The following is a 19,018-nucleotide window of genomic DNA, read 5'->3' as shown; positions in this document are numbered from 1 at the left end:
CCCCTCACATCCGGAAGACGCCGAAGCCGGGTTCGCCCAGTGGGGCGTTGGCACAGGCGGTCAAGGCCAGGCCCAGCACCTGCCGGGTCTCCATCGGGTCGATCACGCCGTCGTCCCACAGTCGGGCCGTCGCGTAGTAGGCGTTCCCCTGCTGTTCGTACTGGGCGCGGATCGGGGCCTTGAAGGCCTCCTCGTCCTCCAGGGGCCAGGACTCCCCGCGGGCCTCCAACTGGTCGCGCTTGACGGTCGCGAGGACCGACGCGGCCTGCTCGCCGCCCATCACCGAGATCTTCGCGTTCGGCCACATCCACAGGAAGCGCGGCGAATACGCCCGGCCGCACATCGAGTAGTTGCCCGCGCCGAACGAGCCGCCGACGACCACCGTGAGCTTCGGTACGCGTGTGCAGGCGACCGCCGTGACCATCTTGGCCCCGTGCTTGGCGATGCCGCCCGCCTCGTAGTCGCGGCCGACCATGAAGCCGGAGATGTTCTGCAGGAAGACCAGCGGGATGCCGCGCTGGTCGCACAGCTCGATGAAGTGGGCGCCCTTCTGGGCGGACTCGGAGAACAGGATGCCGTTGTTGGCGACGATCCCGACCGGGTGGCCGTGGATGCGGGCGAAGCCGGTGACGAGCGTCTGCCCGAACTCCGCCTTGAACTCGGCGAAGCGCGAACCGTCCACCACGCGCGCGATGACCTCGCGTACGTCGTAGGGCGTGCGCGAGTCGACCGGCACCGCACCGTACAAGCCGAACGGATCGACCTTGGGTTCCGTCGACGGGACGACCTCCCAGGGCAGCGGCCCGCGCGCGGGGAGGGTCGAGACGATGGTCCGCACGATCCGCAGCGCGTGCGCGTCGTCCTCCGCGAGGTGGTCGGTCACGCCCGACACCCGCGAGTGGACCTCGCCGCCGCCCAGCTCCTCGGCCGTCACCACCTCACCGGTGGCCGCCTTCACCAGGGGCGGGCCGCCCAGGAAGATCGTGCCCTGGTTGCGCACGATCACGGCCTCGTCGCTCATCGCCGGGACGTACGCCCCGCCGGCCGTGCAGGATCCGAGCACCGCGGCGATCTGGGGGATGCCGGCGCCGGACATGCGGGCCTGGTTGTAGAAGATCCGCCCGAAGTGCTCGCGGTCGGGGAACACCTCGTCCTGCATGGGCAGGAAGGCGCCTCCGGAGTCGACCAGATACACACAGGGAAGGCGGTTCTCGAGCGCCACCTCCTGGGCGCGCAGGTGCTTCTTCACCGTCATCGGGTAGTAGGTGCCGCCCTTGACCGTGGCGTCGTTGGCCACGACCACGCACTCGCGGCCGCTGATCCGCCCGATCCCGGCGATCACCCCGGCGGCGGCCGCCTGCCCGTCGTACATCCCGTCGGCGGCGAGGGGCGCCAGCTCCAAGAAGGGCGACCCCGCGTCCAGCAGGGTGTCCACGCGGTCGCGCGGCAACAGCTTGCCGCGCGCCGTGTGGCGCGCACGGGCCTTCTCGCCGCCGCCGAGCCGGGCCGCGGCCAGCTTGGCCCGCAGCTCCTCGCCGAGCGCGCGGTGCGCCTCTTCATTGGCCCGCCAGGCCTCCGACGCGGGATCGGCCGCGCTCGTCAGCTCCGGTGCCTCCAGCATCCTGCGGTCCCCTCACCTTGTTAATGAGCGTTAACGCATTTCCTCCAGGTTAACGAGCGCTAACCTCCCTGTCTAGAATCGATTTCATGGCCACGAGAACCGACGCACCCACCCGTCGTGAGCAGATCCTGAAAGAGGCCGCCCGGCTCTTCGCCGAGCGCGGCTTCCACGGTGTAGGGGTCGACGAGATAGGGGCCGCGGTCGGCATCAGCGGACCCGGTCTGTACCGGCACTTCGCGGGCAAGGACGCGATGCTCGCCGAGCTGCTCGTGGGCATCAGCGGGCAGCTGCTGACCGGGGCGAGGCGACGGGTCGCCGAGGCCGACGGGGGACCCGAGGGGCGCGACCCCGAGACGGTCCTCGACTCGCTGATCGAGGGGCACATCGACTTCGCGCTCGACGACCGTCCCCTGATCACCCTGCACGACCGGGAGCTGGACCGCCTCCGGGACAGCGACCGCAAGCTCGTGCGGCAGCTTCAGCGGCAGTACGTGGAGCTGTGGGTGGAGGTCGTCCGTGAGGTGTATCCGGGCCTGACCGAGCCGACCGCCCGCTCGGCCGTGCACTCGGTGTTCGGCCTGCTGAACTCGACTCCCCACCTCGGGCGGCCGGGTGCCCTGCCGGGGCGTGCGGTGACGGCCGAGCTGCTGCACCGGATGGCGAGGGGGGCGTTCGCGGCGGCCAGGCAGGACTGAGCGGGCTGCTCCGCAAGCGTGACGAGCGTTACGGGTCTGCTCCCCTGGACGGGTGTCCGTACCCGCCGGTACGGTTCAGTCTGAGCAAGCGCTTAGACAGAGCCAGGTGGAGGTGGCGGCGGTGCGCCGTACGGTGTTCAACGAGGATCACGAGGCATTCCGGGAGACCCTGCGCGCCTTCATCGAGGCCGAGGTCGTACCGGTCTACGACGAGTGGTTCGCCGCCGGCCAGGCGCCGCGCGAGTTCTACTACAAGCTGGCCGAGCTGGGACTCTTCGGCATCAACGTCCCGGAGGAGTTCGGCGGCGCCGGCCTGGACACGCACAAGTTCGAGGCGATCCAGTACGAGGAGACCGCCCGCGCGGGCGTCAACTTCGGCGGCTCCGGCGTGCACGTGCTGCTCGCCCTGCCCTACATCAAGATGCTCGCGACCGACGAGCAGAAGAAGCGCTTCCTTCCGAAGTTCGTCTCCGCCGAGGAGATGTGGGCCATCGCGATGACCGAGCCGGGCACCGGCTCCGACCTCGCGGGCATGAAGACCACCGCCAAGCTCTCCGAGGACGGCACCCACTACGTCCTCAACGGCGCCAAGACCTTCATCACCGGCGGCGTGCACGCCGACCGGGTCATCGTCTGCGCCCGTACCTCCCCGGCGACCGCCGAGGACCGCCGCCACGGCATCTCCCTGTTCGCCGTGGACACCAAGTCCGAGGGCTACTCCGTCGGCCGCAAGCTCGACAAGCTCGGCCTGAAGACCTCCGACACCGCCGAGCTGGCGTTCGTCGACGTGAAGGTCCCGGTCGAGGACCTCCTCGGCGAGGAGAACAAGGGCTTCTACTACCTCGGGGCCAACCTGCCCTCCGAGCGCTGGGGCATCGCCTTCGGCGCCTATGCGCAGGCCAAGGCCGCCGTCCGGTTCGCCAAGCAGTACGTGCAGGACCGCACCGTCTTCGGCAAGCCGGTCGCCCACTTCCAGAACACCAAGTTCGAGCTGGCCGGCTGCCAGGCCGAGGTGGACGCCGCCGAGGCGGTCGCCGACCGCGCCCTGGAGGCCCTCGACGCCGGTGAGCTGTCCCCGGCCGAGGCCGCGAGCGCCAAGCTGTTCTGCACCGAGGTCGCGCACCGCGTCATCGACCGCTGCCTCCAGCTGCACGGCGGCTACGGCTACATGAACGAGTACCCGATCGCCCGTCTGTACGCCGACAACCGCGTCAACCGCATCTACGGCGGCACCAGCGAGATCATGAAGACGATCATCGCCAAGGACATGGGCCTGTAAGGTCCGCGAAAAGTCTGCCGGATACAACTGACCTCATGAGTCAGGCACTGCAGTCCCTCCTCGATCTGCTCGACCTGGAGCAGATCGAGGAGGACATCTTCCGCGGTCAGTCCCGGTCCGCCGTCGTCCCGCGCGTCTTCGGCGGGCAGGTGGCGGCCCAGGCGCTGGTCGCCGCCGGACGGACGGTCCCCCACGACCGGTCCGCCCACTCCCTGCACGCGTACTTCCTGCGTCCGGGGGACGCGGGCGCGCCCATCGTCTACACCGTGGACCGCATCCGTGACGGCCGCTCCTTCACCACGCGCCGTGTCGTGGCGATCCAGCACGGACAGCCGATCTTCCACCTCTCGGCATCCTTCCAGACGTACGAGGAAGGCCTCGACCACCAGGCCCCGATGCCGCCCGCGCCCGACCCGGAGACGCTGCCCACCTCGCACGAGCGGATGCGCGGCTACGACCACCTTCCGCCCGATGTGGTGGAACGGTTCCGCGAGGCGCGCGAGGCGGTCGATCTGCGCTATGTCGACGAGCCGCCGTACGGCAAGTTCGGCGAGCCGCGCGAACCGCACTCCCAGGTGTGGTTCCGTACCAACGGCAAGCTGGTCGACGACCCCCTGCTGCATGTCGTCCTCGCCACATACGTGTCCGACATGACGCTCCTCGACTCCGTCCTGCTCGCGCACGGACGCGGCGGCTGGGCCGTCGGCGATGTCGTCGGGGCCTCGCTGGACCACGCGATGTGGTTCCACCGCCCGTTCCGGGCCGACGAGTGGCTTCTGTACGACCAGGAGTCCCCGTCGGCGTACGGCGGCCGCGGCCTCGGCCAGGCCCGCATCTACACCCAGGACGGGCGGCTGGCGATCTCGGTGATCCAGGAAGGTGTGGTCCGGGTCCCGCGGTGACGCCGCGAGGCCGGAAGGGGGCTCGCCCGCTCGGGCGCCCCCCCGTTGTGTTGCCCCGACCCGGAGTCGGCTCAGTCGCGCCGGATCAACTCCGGGTCGATACGGGGCCCGACGAGCGAGAGGCAAGCTTGCGATGATCTAGCCGTCGGCTGGTCGGAGTACGACCTTCCGGATCGCTCAGGCCAGCCCCGCCGCATTGAGCAGGTACGCCGTCATCGGGTCGTAGTGGCGGGGGCTCGTGACATGGTCGTCGATAGGGACCGTCACCTGGACCGTGCCCTCGGCCTCGGCGAGGAACAGGGCCGGGTCGTTGCAGTCGGCGTAGCCGACGGAGTCGATGCCCATCTGGCCCGCGCAGCCCGCCCAGCCGTGGTCGGCGACGACCAGGTCGGGCAGGGCGCGGCCCTCGGCCTGCAGGCCCTTCAGGATCGCGCGCATCGGCTCGCCGGAGTGCGTGTGCCAGAGGGTGGCGCCGTGCTCCAGGACGGCCACGTCGGCGAATTGCATGACGTAGCCCTCCTCCGTCTGGAGGCCCTCCGGGATGACGACGATCTCGCAGCCGGCGGTGCGCAGCGCGGCGGCGGTGGCCCGGTGGACGTCGAGGAGGCCGCCGGGGTGGCCGGTGGCCAGCAGGACGCGCTGCTCGCCGGCGGCGGCCTTGCGCAGACGGGCCGCGAAGCGGTCGAGGGCGTCGACGGTCAGCTCGGGATCGATGGTGTCCTGCCCGTAGCGGTACTCGGGGTCGTCGTTGACGCCGCAGCGCTCCGCCATGACCGCGAGCACGTCCTGCTCGTCGGTCCAGCGGTCCCCGAGCTCCAGGCCCAGCCAGAAGTTGCGGTCGCCGTTCGCGAGCTTGCGGTAGTGGGAGAGGTTGTTCTCGCGGGGCGTGGCGACGTCGCCCGCGATACGGGTCTGTACGAGGTGGTCGACGAGCTCGGCGCGGCTGGGGGTCCCGGGTATCGGCATGCCCCCCATTCTGCCGGTGCGCTCCGCGTGGCCGGCCGGCGTTCCGCACCGTGGGACGTGCGTCACTCAGCGCCGGGCAAGGTCGGTCCGACAGCCCTGTCCCGGCTGTTTCAGCGCGAACCACAGTTCCATCCGTATGTCCGGATCATCCAGGTTCGCGTTCAGTAGCGTCGCGCAGCGGGCAATGCGCTGCCGGACCGTGTTGCGGTGCACCGAGAGGGCCACCGCGGTGCGGTCCCAGCTGCCGTGCAGGGAGAGCCAGGTGCGCAGGGTCTCGGTGAGCGCGGGGGTGGTGTCGATCGGGGCGAGGAGGGCGCGGGCGTGCGCCTCGGCCTCTTCGCGGGGGACGAGGTCGGCGAGGCCGTGGCGGTTGCCGTGCCGGACCAGGGCCGCGCGGGTGGCGCGGGCGCGGGCCAGGGCGCGGGCCGCCTGGGCGTCGGCGGAGGGCCAGTCGTGCGGGGCGGCGGGAGCGCTGATGCCGAGGGTCCAGCCGGGTTGCGGCGCCGGTTCGCGGTCGGCCGGGACGAGGACCCTGACGATCCCCTCCGTGACGTCGATCAGTGTGGATCCGAGCGCGGCGCCGAGCGCGGAGACGGGCATGCCGCCGTGGGGGTCCGTGCCGGCCGGGCGCGGCCCGGTGGCCCCGGCGGGCGGTGCGTCCGGCCGGGCGTGGACGACGAGCCACCGCTCGGTCCCGAGCAGCGGCGCCACCTCCTCCGGCGCGGCTCCCAGCAGCAGCCGAACGAGCGCCGACGAACGCGCGGCACCCGTGCCGCTCCGGTGCTCGCCGGTGAGGAGGGAGAGGAGGACCGCGGCCACCGAGGCGATGGTGTGGTCACCGGTGTCGCGCTGCGGGGAGGCCACACCGAGGACGAAGCCCTGACCGGGGGCGAGGGCGTAGGCGGCCAGATGGGTCCCGGCGACGGTGTCGGCGGCGGAGGACGGCGCAGGTCTCCCGGCCGGCTGCGGGCGGACCGCCCCCGCGGGACCGTCCGGCTGCTCGGCCGCCGCGGAACGGGACGGCGGCCGTGGCGCCGCCCCGGCGGGCCGCACGACCTGCGCCAGCTCCGCCATCGCCGCCCGCGCCTCGGGCCCCGGCTCCCGGCCCGCCGCCGCGGTCCGGCTCCCGTCGGGCCCGTAGAGCACCGACCAGCCGCCCACCCGCTGGGCCAGCTGCCGCAGCACGGACGGCACCGGGTCCGGGCGGGAGGCGGCGGCCGCCAGACTCTGCTGGGCCTCCGTCACCCGGCGCAGCTCGGCCAGGCGGGCCTGGGCCATCAGCTGCCAGACGGCGCGGGCCACGCCGGAGAAGGTGGTCTGCGGCGGCACCTCGAGGAGCGGCAGCCCCTGCGCGTCGCAGGCCGTCACCAAGGTCCGGGGCACCGTGTCGTGCACCGGGGCGAGGCCGAAACCGAGGGCCGCGCCGCCGGCCGCCACGATCCGGGAGACGTATTCGTCGAAGTAGCCGCCCGAGCCGGCCGGCCCGGGCACGTGCACGCCCGCCGTCAGCAGCAGCTCGCCGCCGAGCAGATACGGGTAGGGGTCGGCCATCTCCGATGTGTGCGCCCAGTGGATGACGATGCCGGGGTCGGCCGGTCCGGCGATCTGGCGCAGAGCCAGGTCCTCCCGGGCCAGCAGCGCCGACAGCGGGATGGGCGGGGTGGGCGGCACCGTTGGTGAGGATGCGTCCGGCATGTGTGCGTACCCTCCATCCCCGTCCGCTTGAATGGATGAAACGTACACTTCGCAGTCGCTTTCCGGCCACCTAGGGTCGGTCCAGACCGGCAGCCGCGGGTACGGGCGGATGTCCCCGCGAGGAGCTGCCGGCGCCCCCCGCCCCCCACGCATCTGCACGACACGCCACCGGAAAGTGCGCGAAGGAGACCCCGCATGGCCGTCGACTACACAGTGATCGTCGTCTATCTGGCCGGCATGCTGGCCATGGGCTGGTGGGGCATGCGCCGCGCCAAGTCCAAGAGTGACTTCCTCGTCGCGGGCCGCCGGCTCGGGCCCGCGATGTACTCCGGCACCATGGCGGCGATCGTCCTCGGCGGCGCGTCCACCATTGGTGGCGTCGGTCTCGGCTACCAGTACGGGCTCTCCGGCGCGTGGATGGTGTTCACCATCGGCCTCGGTCTGCTCGCCCTGTCGGTCTTCTTCTCCGCGCGCATCGCCCGCCTGAAGGTCTACACCGTCTCCGAGATGCTCGACCTGCGGTACGGCGGCCGGGCCGGGGTGATATCGGGCCTGGTCATGTGGGCGTACACCCTCATGCTGGCGGTCACCTCGACCATCGCCTACGCCACCATCTTCGACGTCCTCTTCGACATGAACCGGACCGTCGCGATCATCCTCGGCGGCACCATCGTCGTCGCGTACTCGACGCTCGGCGGCATGTGGTCCATCACGCTCACCGACATGGTGCAGTTCGTGGTGAAGACCATCGGCGTCCTGCTCCTGCTGCTGCCCGTCGCGGTCGTCAGGGCCGGCGGCTTCAGCGAGATGAAGGCCAAGCTGCCGACCACGTACTTCGACCCGCTGGGCATCGGCGGCGAGACGATCTTCACCTATGTCCTGATCTACACGTTCGGCATGCTGATCGGGCAGGACATCTGGCAGCGCGTGTTCACCGCGGGCAGCGACAAGACCGCCAAGTGGGGCGGCACGGTGGCCGGTACCTACTGCCTGGCCTACGCGCTCGCCGGTGCCGTCATCGGCACCGCGACCAAGGTCCTCTACCCGAACCTGGGCAGCCCCGACGACGCCTTCGCGACCATCGTCAAGCACGAACTTCCCGTGGGTGTCAGGGGGCTGGTGCTGGCCGCCGCCCTGGCCGCGGTGATGTCGACCTCCTCCGGCGCGCTCATCGCGTGCGCGACTGTCGCCAACAACGACATCTGGTCGCGGCTGCGCGGTGCCGTGCGCGGCGACGAGGGCGTGCACGACGAGGTCAAGGGCAACCGCGCCTTCATCCTGATCATGGGGGTGGGCGTCATCGGTACGGCCATCGCGATCGACAACGTGGTCGAGGCGCTCACCGTCGCGTACAACCTGCTCGTCGGCGGCCTGCTCGTGCCGATCCTGGGCGGACTGCTCTGGAAGCGCGGCACCGTGCACGGCGCCCTCGCCTCGGTGGTGGTCGGCGGTCTCGCCGTCATCGGCCTGATGGCGTCCTACGGCATCCTCGCGAACGAGCCCGTCTACTACGGACTGCTGGCGTCGCTGGCGGCGTACGTCGTGGTGTCGCTCGCGACGAAGCCGACGGACGAGGCGGTGCTGGCCACCTGGCGCGAGCGGCTGGCGGGACGCGGCGCGGCGCACACGGAGGAGCCGGCGGCCGTGGGCGTCTAGCCCCGTTGCTTCGGCCCGGCAGCCCGGCGGCTGCCGGGCCGTGCGGGCCCCGCCGTGGCGTCCGCGACACTGGAAGAATCACGCAAGACCCGGAGGAGTCCGACGATGAGCAGCACCGAGAACACCGCAGGCGCGAGCCGGCCCCGCGGCCCCGTCGACTCGTCCCGCATCCCGCGGTACGCGGGTCCGGCGACCTTCGCCCGGCTGCCCCGCCTCGACGAGGTCGGCACCGCCGACGTCGCGGTGGTCGGCGTGCCGTTCGACTCGGGCGTCTCCTACCGTCCCGGCGCCCGCTTCGGCGGCAACGCGATCCGTGAGGCGTCCCGCCTGTTGCGCCCGTACAACCCGGCACAGGACGCCTCCCCCTTCGCGCTGGCCCAGGTCGCGGACGGCGGCGACATCGCGGTGAACCCCTTCAACATCAACGAGGCGGTGGAGACCATCGAGGCCGCCGCCGACGAGCTGCTCGGCACGGGCGCCCGCCTGATGACGCTCGGTGGCGACCACACCATCGCGCTGCCCCTGCTGCGCTCGGTCGCGAAGAAGCACGGCCCCGTGGCACTGCTGCACTTCGACGCCCACCTCGACACCTGGGACACGTACTTCGGCGCCGAGTACACGCACGGCACCCCGTTCCGCCGCGCCGTCGAGGAGGGCATCCTCGACACCTCCGCGCTCTCCCACGTCGGCACCCGCGGCCCGCTGTACGGCAAGCAGGACCTCACCGACGACGAGAAGATGGGCTTCGGCATCGTCACCTCCGCCGACATCTACCGGCGCGGCGCGGACGAGGTCGCCGACCAGCTCCGCCAGCGCATCGGCGACCGCCCGCTGTACATCTCCATCGACATCGACTGCCTCGACCCGGCCCACGCCCCCGGGACGGGCACGCCCGAGGCCGGCGGCATGACCTCGCGCGAGCTGCTGGAGATCCTGCGCGGCCTTGCCTCCTGCAACCTCGTCTCGGCGGACGTCGTCGAGGTGGCGCCCGCATACGACCACGCGGAGATCACGTCGGTGGCCGCGTCGCACACCGCGTACGAACTCACGACCATCATGACCCGGCAGATCGCGGCCGCCCGCGCCGGTGAGGAGACCGAGACCAAGTGACCCACGACCACGACCTGGTCCTCCGTCCGACGGCGGCGCAGACCGAGGCCGCGCTGAACCCTCCCCCCGGCCGCAACGGCGGGGACCTGGTCGTGGAGACGCTGGCCGGGCTGGGCGCGACGACGGTCTTCGGACTGCCCGGCCAGCACGCACTCGGCATGTTCGACGCGTTGCGCCGCTCCGATCTGCGGTACGTCGGACTGCGGGTGGAGAACAACGCGGGCTTCGCGGCTGACGCGTACGGCCGGATCACGGGCGAGGCGGCACCGCTGCTCCTGTCCACCGGCCCCGGCGCGCTGACCTCGCTGGCCGCGCTCCAGGAGGCGGCGGCGGCCTCGGCCCCGGTCCTCGCGATCAGCAGCCAGATCCCGACCGCGGGCCTGGGCGGCGGCCGCCACGGCTACCTCCACGAACTTCCCGACCAGGCGGCCTCGTTCCGTGGCGTGGTCAAGTCCGTCCACACCGTCCGCACCCAGTCCCAGATCCCGTCGGCGATCGCGGAGGCGTGGACGTCGGCGCTGACGGCCCCGCACGGGCCGGTGTGGGTGGAGATCCCGCAGGACGTGCTGCTGGAGGAGACGAGCCTGCCGGTGGTGACGGCGATGGACGCGGCCCCCAAGGAACTGATGCCGCGCCCCGAACTGACCGCTGTGGCCGCCGAGTTGCTCTCCAAGGCCGCCCGTCCGGCGATCATTGCGGGCGGGGGAGTGGTCCGGGCGGACGCCTCCGGAAAGCTCCTGGCGCTCGCGGAGCGGCTCCAGGCCCCGGTGGTGACCACCTTCGGCGGCAAGGGCGCCTTCCCCTGGGAGCACCCCCTCTCCCTCCGGTCCTGGCTGGAGGACCGCCACACCACGGACTTCCTCGAGGACGCGGACGTCCTGCTGGTGGTCGGCTCCGGACTCGGCGAACTGTCCTCGAACTACTACACGTTCAAGCCGCGCGGCCGGGTGATCCAGATCGAGGCGGACCTCGGCAAGCTGGAGTCCAACCAGCCGGCCCTGGGCATCCACGCGGACGCACGCCTGGCGTTGCAGGCCCTGCTGGAAACGGTGTCCGTACGGGAGGACGCGGCGGCCCCCGAGCGCGTGCGGGCGCTGCTGGCGCGGGTCGCCGAGCGGATCGCGTCCCAGGAACTGACCCTGGAGCAGCAGGTGCTGGCGTCGGTGCGGCGTGCCCTGCCCTCCGGCTCCCCGTCCTTCTGGGACATGACGATCCTCGCGTACTGGGCGTGGTCGGCCTTCGACCCGCGAGGCGCCAACACCATGCACTCGGCGCAGGGCGCCGGCGGCCTCGGCTACGGCTTCCCGGCGGCGCTGGGCGCGGCCGTAGCGGACCCGACGCGCCCGGTCCTCGCGGTCTCGGGCGACGGGGGAGCCCTCTACTCCATCGCCGAGCTGGCGACGGCACGGCAGTACGACCTGAACGTGACGTGGCTGATCGTGGACGACGGCGGCTACGGCATCCTGCGCGAGTACATGACGGACGCCTTCGGTGAGGCCACGGGGACGGAGCTGGCCCGCCCTGACTATGTGGCGCTGGCCGAGTCCTTCGGTGTCCCGGGGGTCCGCACCACCCCGGAGTCCCTTCAGGACGACCTCACGAAGGCCCTTGCCCAGCCGGGCCCCTCGGTGGTCGTCCTCCCGGCGGTCCTGCGGATGTTCGCCCCGACGCACCTGGAGTGACGCAGCCCGACCAGAACCTGATCGCCGGAGACGGACTCAAGGGATCGGACCGCCGGAGACGGATTCAAGGGCCCGGACGGGATCAGCGGAACCAGAAGAAGATCGTGTCGTTCGTCTGGCCGAGGCTCCGGGCACTCTCCCACTCCTCGGCCTCGACACGCAGCACCTCGGCGAACCTGCGGACCGTCCCCTGGTGGTCGGGATCCAGCCGGTCCAGCACCGCCTCGTACGCGTCGCAGAGCGCGGCGGCACGGGGGGCCGGCAGGACGCCGATCTGCGGAACGATGTCGCCGGGGTGCGGCAGCCCCACCGGCGGCCCGCTGAACAAGAACGTGCCCGGCCGCAGATCCGACGGCACGCCGTGCCGGGCCAGCTCGTCGTCCACGGAGTGGAACCAGGACATCCGCCGCCATGACCCGAGGTCCACGGTGTCGGAGAAGTGGCACGCCACCACCTCGTGGAAGGCGTACGTGTACGCGGGGCTCACGTCCACGCTGGGTGCGCCCTCCAGCAGTTCTTCGAGCGCCTGGCCGACGGAGACTCCGAGATCGATGCCCTGGTCGTGGAACCGGGCGTCGGTCTTCGCGCACCTCTCACGCACGATCCCGAGCAGCCGTTCCTGCTGCGGCGTCGGCTCCACCGCGGTGAGCAGCCGCATGACGCTGCGCATGTCGCCGGTGCTCATCTCCAGGCAATAGCTCACTGTTTCCTCTTCCTCCCCGTGCTCCGGACGCGTCCGCCCATGATCGCAACAGCCCCCGGCAGGACGGGGGTCAGGGGCGCGCCGCCGGGCGGCGTCCCCGCCGGCAGAGGGAGCCGCGGGCGCGGAGCGGGGAAAGCGCCGTCCTCCGTACAACCATTCACCCGTGTCCGTGCGTCATGAGTTCGGACGTGCCGGGGCACGTCCGATTCCACCAAGAAGATGGGGACTCCATGACTCACCGGATGTCCCGGCGCGCCCGTGTGCTCTGCGCGAGCCTCGGTGCCGGGGTGCTCATACCGCTCGTGGCGAGCGCCGCGCCGGCCGCTGCCGCCACGCCGACGGTCGCCTGTACGTCGGGCAAGGCGGGCCTGGCCGCCAAACTGCAGAAGGACATCACCGCAGCGCTCGCGGGCCGCAAGGGGACCGTCGCGGTCGGCCTCTACGACCGCTCCACCAACACCACCTGCTCGCTACGCGCCACCAGTGCCTACGACTCGGCCAGTGTCGTCAAGGTCACTGTGCTCGCCACGCTGCTGTGGGACGCCAAGAAGCACAACCGCTATCTGACCTCTCGTGAGGTCAGCCTCACCACGGCGATGATCACCAAGTCGGACAACAACGCCACCAGCGCGCTGTGGAAGCAGCTCGGCCTGACGAAGATCAAGGGCTTCCTCACGGCCGCCGGCATGACCCAGACCAAGCCGGGCGCGAACGGCTACTGGGGCCTGACCCAGATCACCGTGCAGGACGAGCAGAAGCTGCTCAAGCTCGTCACCGCCAAGAACACCGTGCTGAGCGACAACTCCCGCGCGTACATCCTGAAGCTGATGGGGAAGGTCATCTCCTCGCAGCGCTGGGGCACCCCGGCGGGCGCCCCGTCCGGCGTCTCCGTGCACGTCAAGAACGGCTGGCTGCAGCGCGCCACGCACGGCTGGCGGATCCACAGCGTCGGCACGTTCAACGGGCGCGGCCACGACTACATGATCACCGTGCTCACCCAGGACAACAGCACCATGAGCTACGGCGTCACCACCATCCAGAACGTAGCCAAGGCCATCCACAAGGATCTGGTGCCGACGACCACCGCCACGACCGCGTACGTGCCCACGAGCACGCCGCAGGAGGTCATGCCCGCGGTTCCCGCGAGCTGACGTCCGGCTCCCGTCGATTCACGGCGAGTCCATGCACGCTCCACCGGCTCGCCCTACGGTGGCGCCATGCGCCTGCGCATGCTTCTCGCCACCGTCACCGCCACCCTGGCGGCGGCCGCCTGGCCGGCCGCCGCCAGGCCCGCCGCCGTAGCGACCGGCACGGCCGCGCACGCCTGCTCCTCCACCGTCGACATCAAGGGCTTCTCCGACGCCCTGGACAAGACGACGTACGAGGGTACGTTCGTCGGCAACTTCTCCGCGCTCTCCATCGACAGCGACGGCCGGATCGCCGCGCTCTCCGACCGCTCCTCGCTGTTCACCCTGGACCGCAAGACCTTCGCGCCCACGAGCGTGGTGAACCTCGCCGACGAGAACGGCGCCGCGCTCGACTCCGAGGGGCTGGTCGTGGACCGCGACGGCACCCGTCTCGTCACCTCCGAGACCGAGCCGTCCGTACGCCGCTACTCCCGCGACGGCAAGATCCTCGACCGTCTGCCGGTGCCGGACTCCCTCCGGGTCGCCCCGGCTGGGCGCGCCACCTCGAACCAGACCTTCGAGGGCCTGACGCTGCTGCCCGGCGGGCACCGGCTGCTCGCCGGCATGGAGGGCTCGCTGAGCGGCGACACGGCCCGCACCGTGCGCTTCCAGACCTGGTCGCGGCACGGGCGGCACTTCGCGCTCGCGGCCCAGTACGGCTACCGCGCGGATGCGGGTCTCGGCGTCTCCGAGACCACGGCGACCCCCGACGGGCGTCTGCTGGTCCTGGAGCGCGGGTTCACCGCCGGGTACGGCAACACCGTCCGCCTCTACCTGGCCGACCTGCGCCACGCCACCGACACGAGCGGCATCGAGAACCTCACGGGGCAGACCGGCGTACGCCTGGTCAAAAAGACGCTCCTGGCCGACATCGTGAACTGCCCGTCACTGGGAGCGACGGCCAAGCAGCCCCAGCCGAACCCGCTCCTCGACAACATCGAGGGCATGACGATCACGGGCGCCTCGCACGGTCGGCTGAACGTCCTCCTGGTCAGCGACGACAACCAGAACGCGGCACAGATCACCCGTCTGTACTCCCTGCGCGTCCGTCTCCCGCACGCCACGGCGTCCTAGGTCCGGGGCACCACCCTTCCTGGGACCTTGGTCTCGGAATTGTTGCGGAGGGATGAAATCCGCTTCGGTTCGCGTTGGTGCCTTCCGGAAGATCAGGTCTCGAGGAGGGCACCGGCGTGACAGCGCACCAGGGGGAAACGCGAGGTTGGGCGTGGAGGCTCGCCGGCTACGCCTGGCGTCATCCGGCGGATGTCGTCCTCGCGCTGGGGTCCTCCCTCGGCGGCATGGCCGTCATGGCGCTCGTCCCGCTGGTCACCAAGGTGATCATCGACGACGTGGTCGGCAAGCACACCCGGTCCATGGCGCCCTGGGCCGGCGCCCTTATCGGCGCGGCCGTCCTCGTCTACGTCTTCACCTACATCCGCCGCTACTACGGCGGACGGCTCGCCCTCGACGTCCAGCACGACCTGCGGACGGAGATGTACACGACGATCACCCGGCTGGACGGACGGCGTCAGGACGAGCTGTCCACCGGCCAGGTCGTCGGCCGCGCCACCAGCGACCTCCAGCTGATCCAGGGACTGCTGTTCATGCTCCCGATGACGATCGGGAACCTCCTCCTCTTCCTGATCTCTCTGGTGATCATGGCGTGGCTGTCACTGCCGCTGACGCTCGTGGCACTGGCCGTCGCGCCCGCCCTGTGGTTCATCGCCAAGCGCAGCCGCACCCGGCTGCACCCGGCCACCTGGTACGCCCAGGCCCAGGCCGCGGCCGTGGCGGGTGTGGTCGACGGCGCCGTCAGCGGCGTACGCGTGGTGAAGGGCTTCGGACAGGAGGAGCAGGAGACCGGGAAGCTGAGGGAAGTCGGACGCCGGCTCTTCGCGGGGCGGCTGCGCACCATCCGGCTGAACGCGAAGTACACCCCCGCCCTGCAGGCCGTGCCCGCCCTCGGCCAGGTCGCCATGCTCGCGCTCGGCGGCTGGCTCGCGGTGCACGGCCACATCACGCTGGGCACGTTCGTCGCCTTCTCCTCCTACCTCGCCCAGCTCGTCGGCCCGGTGCGCATGCTCGCGGTCGTCCTCACCGTCGGCCAGCAGGCCCGTGCGGGCGCCGAGCGGGTGCTGGAACTGATCGACACCGAGCCCTCGCTCAAGGAAGGCACCAAGGAACTGCCCGCCGACGCTCCGGCGACCGTCGAGTTCGACGACGTCTCCTTCGCCTACCGCGACGGGCGGCCGGTCCTCGACGGCCTCTCCTTCGAGATCCGCCCCGGTGAGACCCTCGCCGTCGTCGGCTCCTCCGGCTCGGGCAAGTCGACGGTCTCGCTGCTGCTGCCGCGCTTCTACGACGTCACGCACGGCGCCGTCCTTGTCGGCGGCCACGATGTGCGCGAGCTGACCCTCGGGTCGCTGCGCTCCGCCATCGGCCTCGTCCCCGAGGACTCCTTCCTCTTCTCCGACACGGTCCGCAACAACATCGCCTACGGCCGCCCCGACGCCACCGAGGAACAGATCCGGCAGGCCGCGCGTGCCGCGCAGGCCGACCGCTTCATCACCGAGCTGCCCGAGGGGTACGACACCACGGTCGGCGAGCACGGGCTGACCCTCTCCGGCGGCCAGCGCCAGCGCGTCGCGCTGGCCCGTGCCATCCTCACCGACCCGCGGCTGCTGGTCCTGGACGACGCGACCTCCGCGGTGGACGCCCGTGTCGAGCACGAGATCCACGAGGCGCTGAAGCAGGTCATGCAGGGCCGGACGACCCTGCTGATCGCCCACCGGCGCTCGACCCTCAACCTCGCCGACCGCATCGCCGTCCTCGACGGCGGCCGGCTCGCCGACATCGGCACGCACGAGGAACTCCAGGAGCGGTCCGCCCTCTACCGCCGGCTGCTGACCGATCCCGACGAGCTGGGCGGCGTCTCCCCGGGCCATGTGCCGCTCGTCTCCCCGCAGGAGGACACCACGGTCCGGGAGGAGCTGGACGCCGAGTTCGACGCCGAGCGCGGGGTCACGCCGCACCTGTGGACCGGTGACCGTGAGCCCAAGGACCCCGCGCTGACCGGCACCCCCGCCACTCCCGAGCTCCTCGCCCAGGTGGAGAAGCTGCCGCCGGCCGACGACACCCCGGAGATCGACGAGGCAAGTGCGATCCGGCCCGAGGAGTCGTACGGACTGACCCGGCTGCTGCGCGGCTTCGGCCTGGTCCTCCTCGCCAGCCTCGGCCTGGTCGCCGTCGACGCGGGCATGGGCCTGCTGCTGCCGATCCTGATCCGGCACGGCATCGACCAGGGCGTCTCCCGGATGGCCGTCGGCGCGGTCTGGGCCGCGTCCCTGCTCGCGCTGCTCGCCGTCCTGTTGCAGTGGGCGGCGCAGATCGGTGAGACACGGATGACCGGACGAACCGGTGAACGCGTGCTCTACGCACTCCGGCTGAAGATCTTCGCCCAGCTCCAGCGGCTCGGACTCGACTACTACGAGCGGGAGCTGGCGGGCCGGATCATGACCCGGATGACGACCGACGTGGACGCGCTGTCGACGTTTCTGCAGACGGGCCTCGTCACCGCCTTCGTCTCCGTCGTCACCTTCTTCGGCATCATGGTCGCGCTGCTGGTGATCGACGTACAGCTCGCGCTCGTCGTCTTCGCCACACTGCCGCCGCTGATCGTGGCCACCGTCTTCTTCCGCCGGGCGAGTGTGAAGGCGTACGAGCTGGCCCGCGAGCGGGTGTCGACGGTCAACGCGGATCTCCAGGAGTCGGTGTCCGGGCTGCGGATCCTGCAGGCGTTCAGGCGCGAGGAGGACGGCGGGCGGCGGTACACGGAGGGCAGCTACAGCTACCGCCAGGCGCGCATCCGCGGCCAGTGGCTGATCTCTGTGTACTTCCCCTTCGTACAGCTGCTGTCCTCGGTGGCCGCGGCCTCCGTCCTGATCGTGGGCGGGCACCGGGTGGACGCGGGGACACTGACGACGGGCGCGCTGGTCGCGTATCTCCTCTATATCGACCTGTTCTTCGCGCCGGTGCAGCAGCTGTCCCAGGTCTTCGACGGCTACCAGCAGGCCTCGGTCTCGCTCGGCCGTATCCAGGAACTGCTGCGGGAGCCGACCACGACGAAGGCCGCCGAGAAGCCGCTCGAGGTGCCGTCGCTGCGCGGCGACATCACCTTCGAGGGCGTCGACTTCGCCTACGGCGACGACGAGGAGGCGCTCAGCGGTGTCGACCTGAGGATCCCTGCCGGGCAGACCGTGGCCTTCGTCGGCGAGACGGGTGCGGGCAAGTCGACCCTGGTGAAGCTCGTCGCCCGTTTCTACGACCCGACGCGCGGCCGGGTGCTCGTCGACGACACCGATCTGCGCTCCCTCGACCTCTCCTCCTACCGGCACCGGCTCGGCGTCGTCCCGCAGGAGGCGTACCTGTTCGCGGGGACCGTCCGGGACGCCATCGCCTACGGACGTCCGGACGCGACCGACGCCGAGGTGGAGGCGGCGGCGCGGGCCGTCGGCGCGCACGACATGGTCGCCACCCTGGAGGGCGGCTATCTGCACGAGGTCGCCGAGCGCGGCCGCAACCTGTCCGCCGGACAGCGGCAGTTGATCGCGCTGGCCCGCGCGGAACTGGTCGACCCCGACGTCCTGCTGCTCGACGAGGCGACCGCCGCGCTCGACCTGGCCACCGAGGCGCAGGTCAACCAGGCGACGGACCGTCTCGCCGGCCGCCGTACGACGCTTGTGGTCGCCCACCGGCTGACTACGGCCGCCCGCGCCGACCGCGTGGTCGTGATGGACCACGGGCGGGTCACCGAGGACGGCACCCACGAGGAACTGCTGGCGATCGGCGGTCGGTACGCGCAGCTGTGGCAGACGTTCATCGGCGAGCCCGAGCAGGAGGAGCCGGTGGGCTCCACGGCATGACGCCGGCACTCCCGTCGTTCGGCCGGCCGGACGACGGGAGTGCGGTGATTTCGTCCGGAACCCGTAAGAACCGCCGTCCGGGACCGTCGCGACGCAACCATCCGGCACACGTCCTGCGTCCGTACACCAGTACGCTGATCGTCACGGGGAGGGCAACAGTGGACAGTGGTGCGATACGCCGGCGCCTGGCGCTCGGTCTGGCCGTGCTGACGGCCTCCGGTCTGCTCGCGGTGGCGAGCCCGGGGAACGCGCAGGCGGCCGACTTCTGTTCCGGGCGCAAGGTCCGCACGCTCCCGTTCTCCACCGGTTCGGTGTGGATCTACAAGCGCGACGGCTATGTGTGCGCGATGACCGTGGCGAAGAAGGTGTCCGGCCTCAGGCCCATGTCGGTCAGTGTGCAGGCGCGCGGCAGCCGCCCCGCGGCGGACATCGGCCGGTACCGGCACCACGCGGGTCCCGTGACCGTGCACGCCGGACACCGGTGCGTGTGGGTGCGCGGTTCGGTGGACTCGGGTTCGGTCAGCTCGGGCTGGATCCTGTGCTGACGCGCGGCTGAAGCCGTCAGGGCCCTTTTGGCCAATTCACAGGTTCCCCCAACCT

14 protein-coding genes are annotated in these 19,018 nt (G+C 71.2%); 10 read left to right on the top strand and 4 right to left on the bottom strand.

Annotated features, from left to right (window positions below):
- Nucleotides 1-4: 4 nt before the first annotated feature.
- Nucleotides 5-1,621, bottom strand: coding sequence for a carboxyl transferase domain-containing protein (locus ACWDA7_RS13810; RefSeq protein ID WP_450604341.1), 1,617 nt, complete (start codon nucleotides 1,619-1,621; stop codon nucleotides 5-7).
- 86 nt (nucleotides 1,622-1,707) lie between these two features.
- On the opposite strand from ACWDA7_RS13810, the gene ACWDA7_RS13805 reads away from it, so the two are divergent.
- From ACWDA7_RS13805 to ACWDA7_RS13795, 3 genes are all read left to right on the top strand, one after another.
- The gene (locus ACWDA7_RS13805; protein WP_450604340.1) at nucleotides 1,708-2,316 is read left to right on the top strand and encodes an SACE_7040 family transcriptional regulator; all 609 of its coding nucleotides are present in this window, start codon (nucleotides 1,708-1,710) and stop codon (nucleotides 2,314-2,316) included.
- 121 nt (nucleotides 2,317-2,437) lie between these two features.
- Nucleotides 2,438-3,595: an acyl-CoA dehydrogenase family protein gene (locus ACWDA7_RS13800; protein ID WP_432939184.1), complete on the top strand. Its 1,158-nt coding sequence runs from the start codon at nucleotides 2,438-2,440 to the stop codon at nucleotides 3,593-3,595.
- 35 nt (nucleotides 3,596-3,630) lie between these two features.
- Nucleotides 3,631-4,497: an acyl-CoA thioesterase gene (locus ACWDA7_RS13795; protein ID WP_450604338.1), complete on the top strand. Its 867-nt coding sequence runs from the start codon at nucleotides 3,631-3,633 to the stop codon at nucleotides 4,495-4,497.
- A gap of 177 nt (nucleotides 4,498-4,674) precedes the next feature.
- Here ACWDA7_RS13795 and ACWDA7_RS13790 read toward each other — a convergent pair whose 3' ends face one another.
- Complete coding sequence (locus ACWDA7_RS13790) at nucleotides 4,675-5,463, bottom strand: phosphatase (protein WP_450604337.1); 789 nt, start codon at nucleotides 5,461-5,463, stop codon at nucleotides 4,675-4,677.
- Between the two features lie 66 nt (nucleotides 5,464-5,529).
- Nucleotides 5,530-7,158 carry a PucR family transcriptional regulator ligand-binding domain-containing protein gene (locus tag ACWDA7_RS13785; protein WP_450604335.1) on the bottom strand — a complete coding sequence of 543 codons (1,629 nt, stop codon included), beginning with the start codon at nucleotides 7,156-7,158 and terminating at the stop codon, nucleotides 5,530-5,532.
- Between the two features lie 195 nt (nucleotides 7,159-7,353).
- On the opposite strand from ACWDA7_RS13785, the gene ACWDA7_RS13780 reads away from it, so the two are divergent.
- The 3 genes from ACWDA7_RS13780 (at nucleotide 7,354) to ACWDA7_RS13770 (ending at nucleotide 11,606) form a co-directional block, all read left to right on the top strand.
- Nucleotides 7,354-8,814, top strand: coding sequence for a sodium:solute symporter (locus tag ACWDA7_RS13780; protein WP_450604334.1), 1,461 nt, complete (start codon nucleotides 7,354-7,356; stop codon nucleotides 8,812-8,814).
- 105 nt (nucleotides 8,815-8,919) lie between these two features.
- Nucleotides 8,920-9,924 (top strand): agmatinase, encoded by a 1,005-nt coding sequence (speB, locus tag ACWDA7_RS13775; protein WP_432928042.1) that lies wholly within the window; start codon nucleotides 8,920-8,922, stop codon nucleotides 9,922-9,924.
- Nucleotides 9,921-11,606, top strand: coding sequence for a thiamine pyrophosphate-binding protein (locus ACWDA7_RS13770; protein WP_450604332.1), 1,686 nt, complete (start codon nucleotides 9,921-9,923; stop codon nucleotides 11,604-11,606). Before speB ends, ACWDA7_RS13770 begins: the two co-directional genes overlap by 4 nt.
- An 82-nt stretch (nucleotides 11,607-11,688) precedes the next feature.
- On the opposite strand, the gene ACWDA7_RS13765 is transcribed toward ACWDA7_RS13770, so the two are convergent.
- Nucleotides 11,689-12,309 carry a DUF7691 family protein gene (locus ACWDA7_RS13765; protein WP_450604331.1) on the bottom strand — a complete coding sequence of 207 codons (621 nt, stop codon included), beginning with the start codon at nucleotides 12,307-12,309 and terminating at the stop codon, nucleotides 11,689-11,691.
- 230 nt (nucleotides 12,310-12,539) lie between these two features.
- Here ACWDA7_RS13765 and ACWDA7_RS13760 point away from each other — a divergent pair, with 230 nt between their 5' ends.
- From ACWDA7_RS13760 to ACWDA7_RS13745, 4 genes are all read left to right on the top strand, one after another.
- Nucleotides 12,540-13,460, top strand: a complete 921-nt coding sequence (locus ACWDA7_RS13760; RefSeq protein WP_450604329.1) for a serine hydrolase — start codon at nucleotides 12,540-12,542, stop codon at nucleotides 13,458-13,460.
- 66 nt (nucleotides 13,461-13,526) lie between these two features.
- Nucleotides 13,527-14,570 carry an esterase-like activity of phytase family protein gene (locus ACWDA7_RS13755; RefSeq protein WP_450604328.1) on the top strand — a complete coding sequence of 348 codons (1,044 nt, stop codon included), beginning with the start codon at nucleotides 13,527-13,529 and terminating at the stop codon, nucleotides 14,568-14,570.
- A gap of 116 nt (nucleotides 14,571-14,686) precedes the next feature.
- Nucleotides 14,687-18,418: an ABC transporter ATP-binding protein gene (locus ACWDA7_RS13750; RefSeq protein WP_450604326.1), complete on the top strand. Its 3,732-nt coding sequence runs from the start codon at nucleotides 14,687-14,689 to the stop codon at nucleotides 18,416-18,418.
- A 158-nt stretch (nucleotides 18,419-18,576) separates the two neighbouring features.
- Complete coding sequence (locus ACWDA7_RS13745) at nucleotides 18,577-18,963, top strand: hypothetical protein (RefSeq protein ID WP_450604325.1); 387 nt, start codon at nucleotides 18,577-18,579, stop codon at nucleotides 18,961-18,963.
- Nucleotides 18,964-19,018 lie beyond the last annotated feature (55 nt).

The sequence above is a fragment of the Streptomyces sp. NPDC001156 genome, from assembly GCF_053598275.1.
This window is presented reverse-complemented; position numbering and strand designations above follow the sequence as displayed.

Coding starts and splice junctions, on each gene's coding strand:
- ACWDA7_RS13810 (WP_450604341.1), bottom strand. CDS start 1,621: ATGCTGGAGGCACCGGAGCTGACGAGCGCGGCCGATCCCGCGTCGGAG.
- ACWDA7_RS13805 (WP_450604340.1), top strand. CDS start 1,708: ATGGCCACGAGAACCGACGCACCCACCCGTCGTGAGCAGATCCTGAAA.
- ACWDA7_RS13795 (WP_450604338.1), top strand. CDS start 3,631: ATGAGTCAGGCACTGCAGTCCCTCCTCGATCTGCTCGACCTGGAGCAG.
- ACWDA7_RS13790 (WP_450604337.1), bottom strand. CDS start 5,463: ATGCCGATACCCGGGACCCCCAGCCGCGCCGAGCTCGTCGACCACCTC.
- ACWDA7_RS13785 (WP_450604335.1), bottom strand. CDS start 7,158: ATGCCGGACGCATCCTCACCAACGGTGCCGCCCACCCCGCCCATCCCG.
- ACWDA7_RS13780 (WP_450604334.1), top strand. CDS start 7,354: ATGGCCGTCGACTACACAGTGATCGTCGTCTATCTGGCCGGCATGCTG.
- speB (WP_432928042.1), top strand. CDS start 8,920: ATGAGCAGCACCGAGAACACCGCAGGCGCGAGCCGGCCCCGCGGCCCC.
- ACWDA7_RS13760 (WP_450604329.1), top strand. CDS start 12,540: ATGACTCACCGGATGTCCCGGCGCGCCCGTGTGCTCTGCGCGAGCCTC.
- ACWDA7_RS13755 (WP_450604328.1), top strand. CDS start 13,527: ATGCGCCTGCGCATGCTTCTCGCCACCGTCACCGCCACCCTGGCGGCG.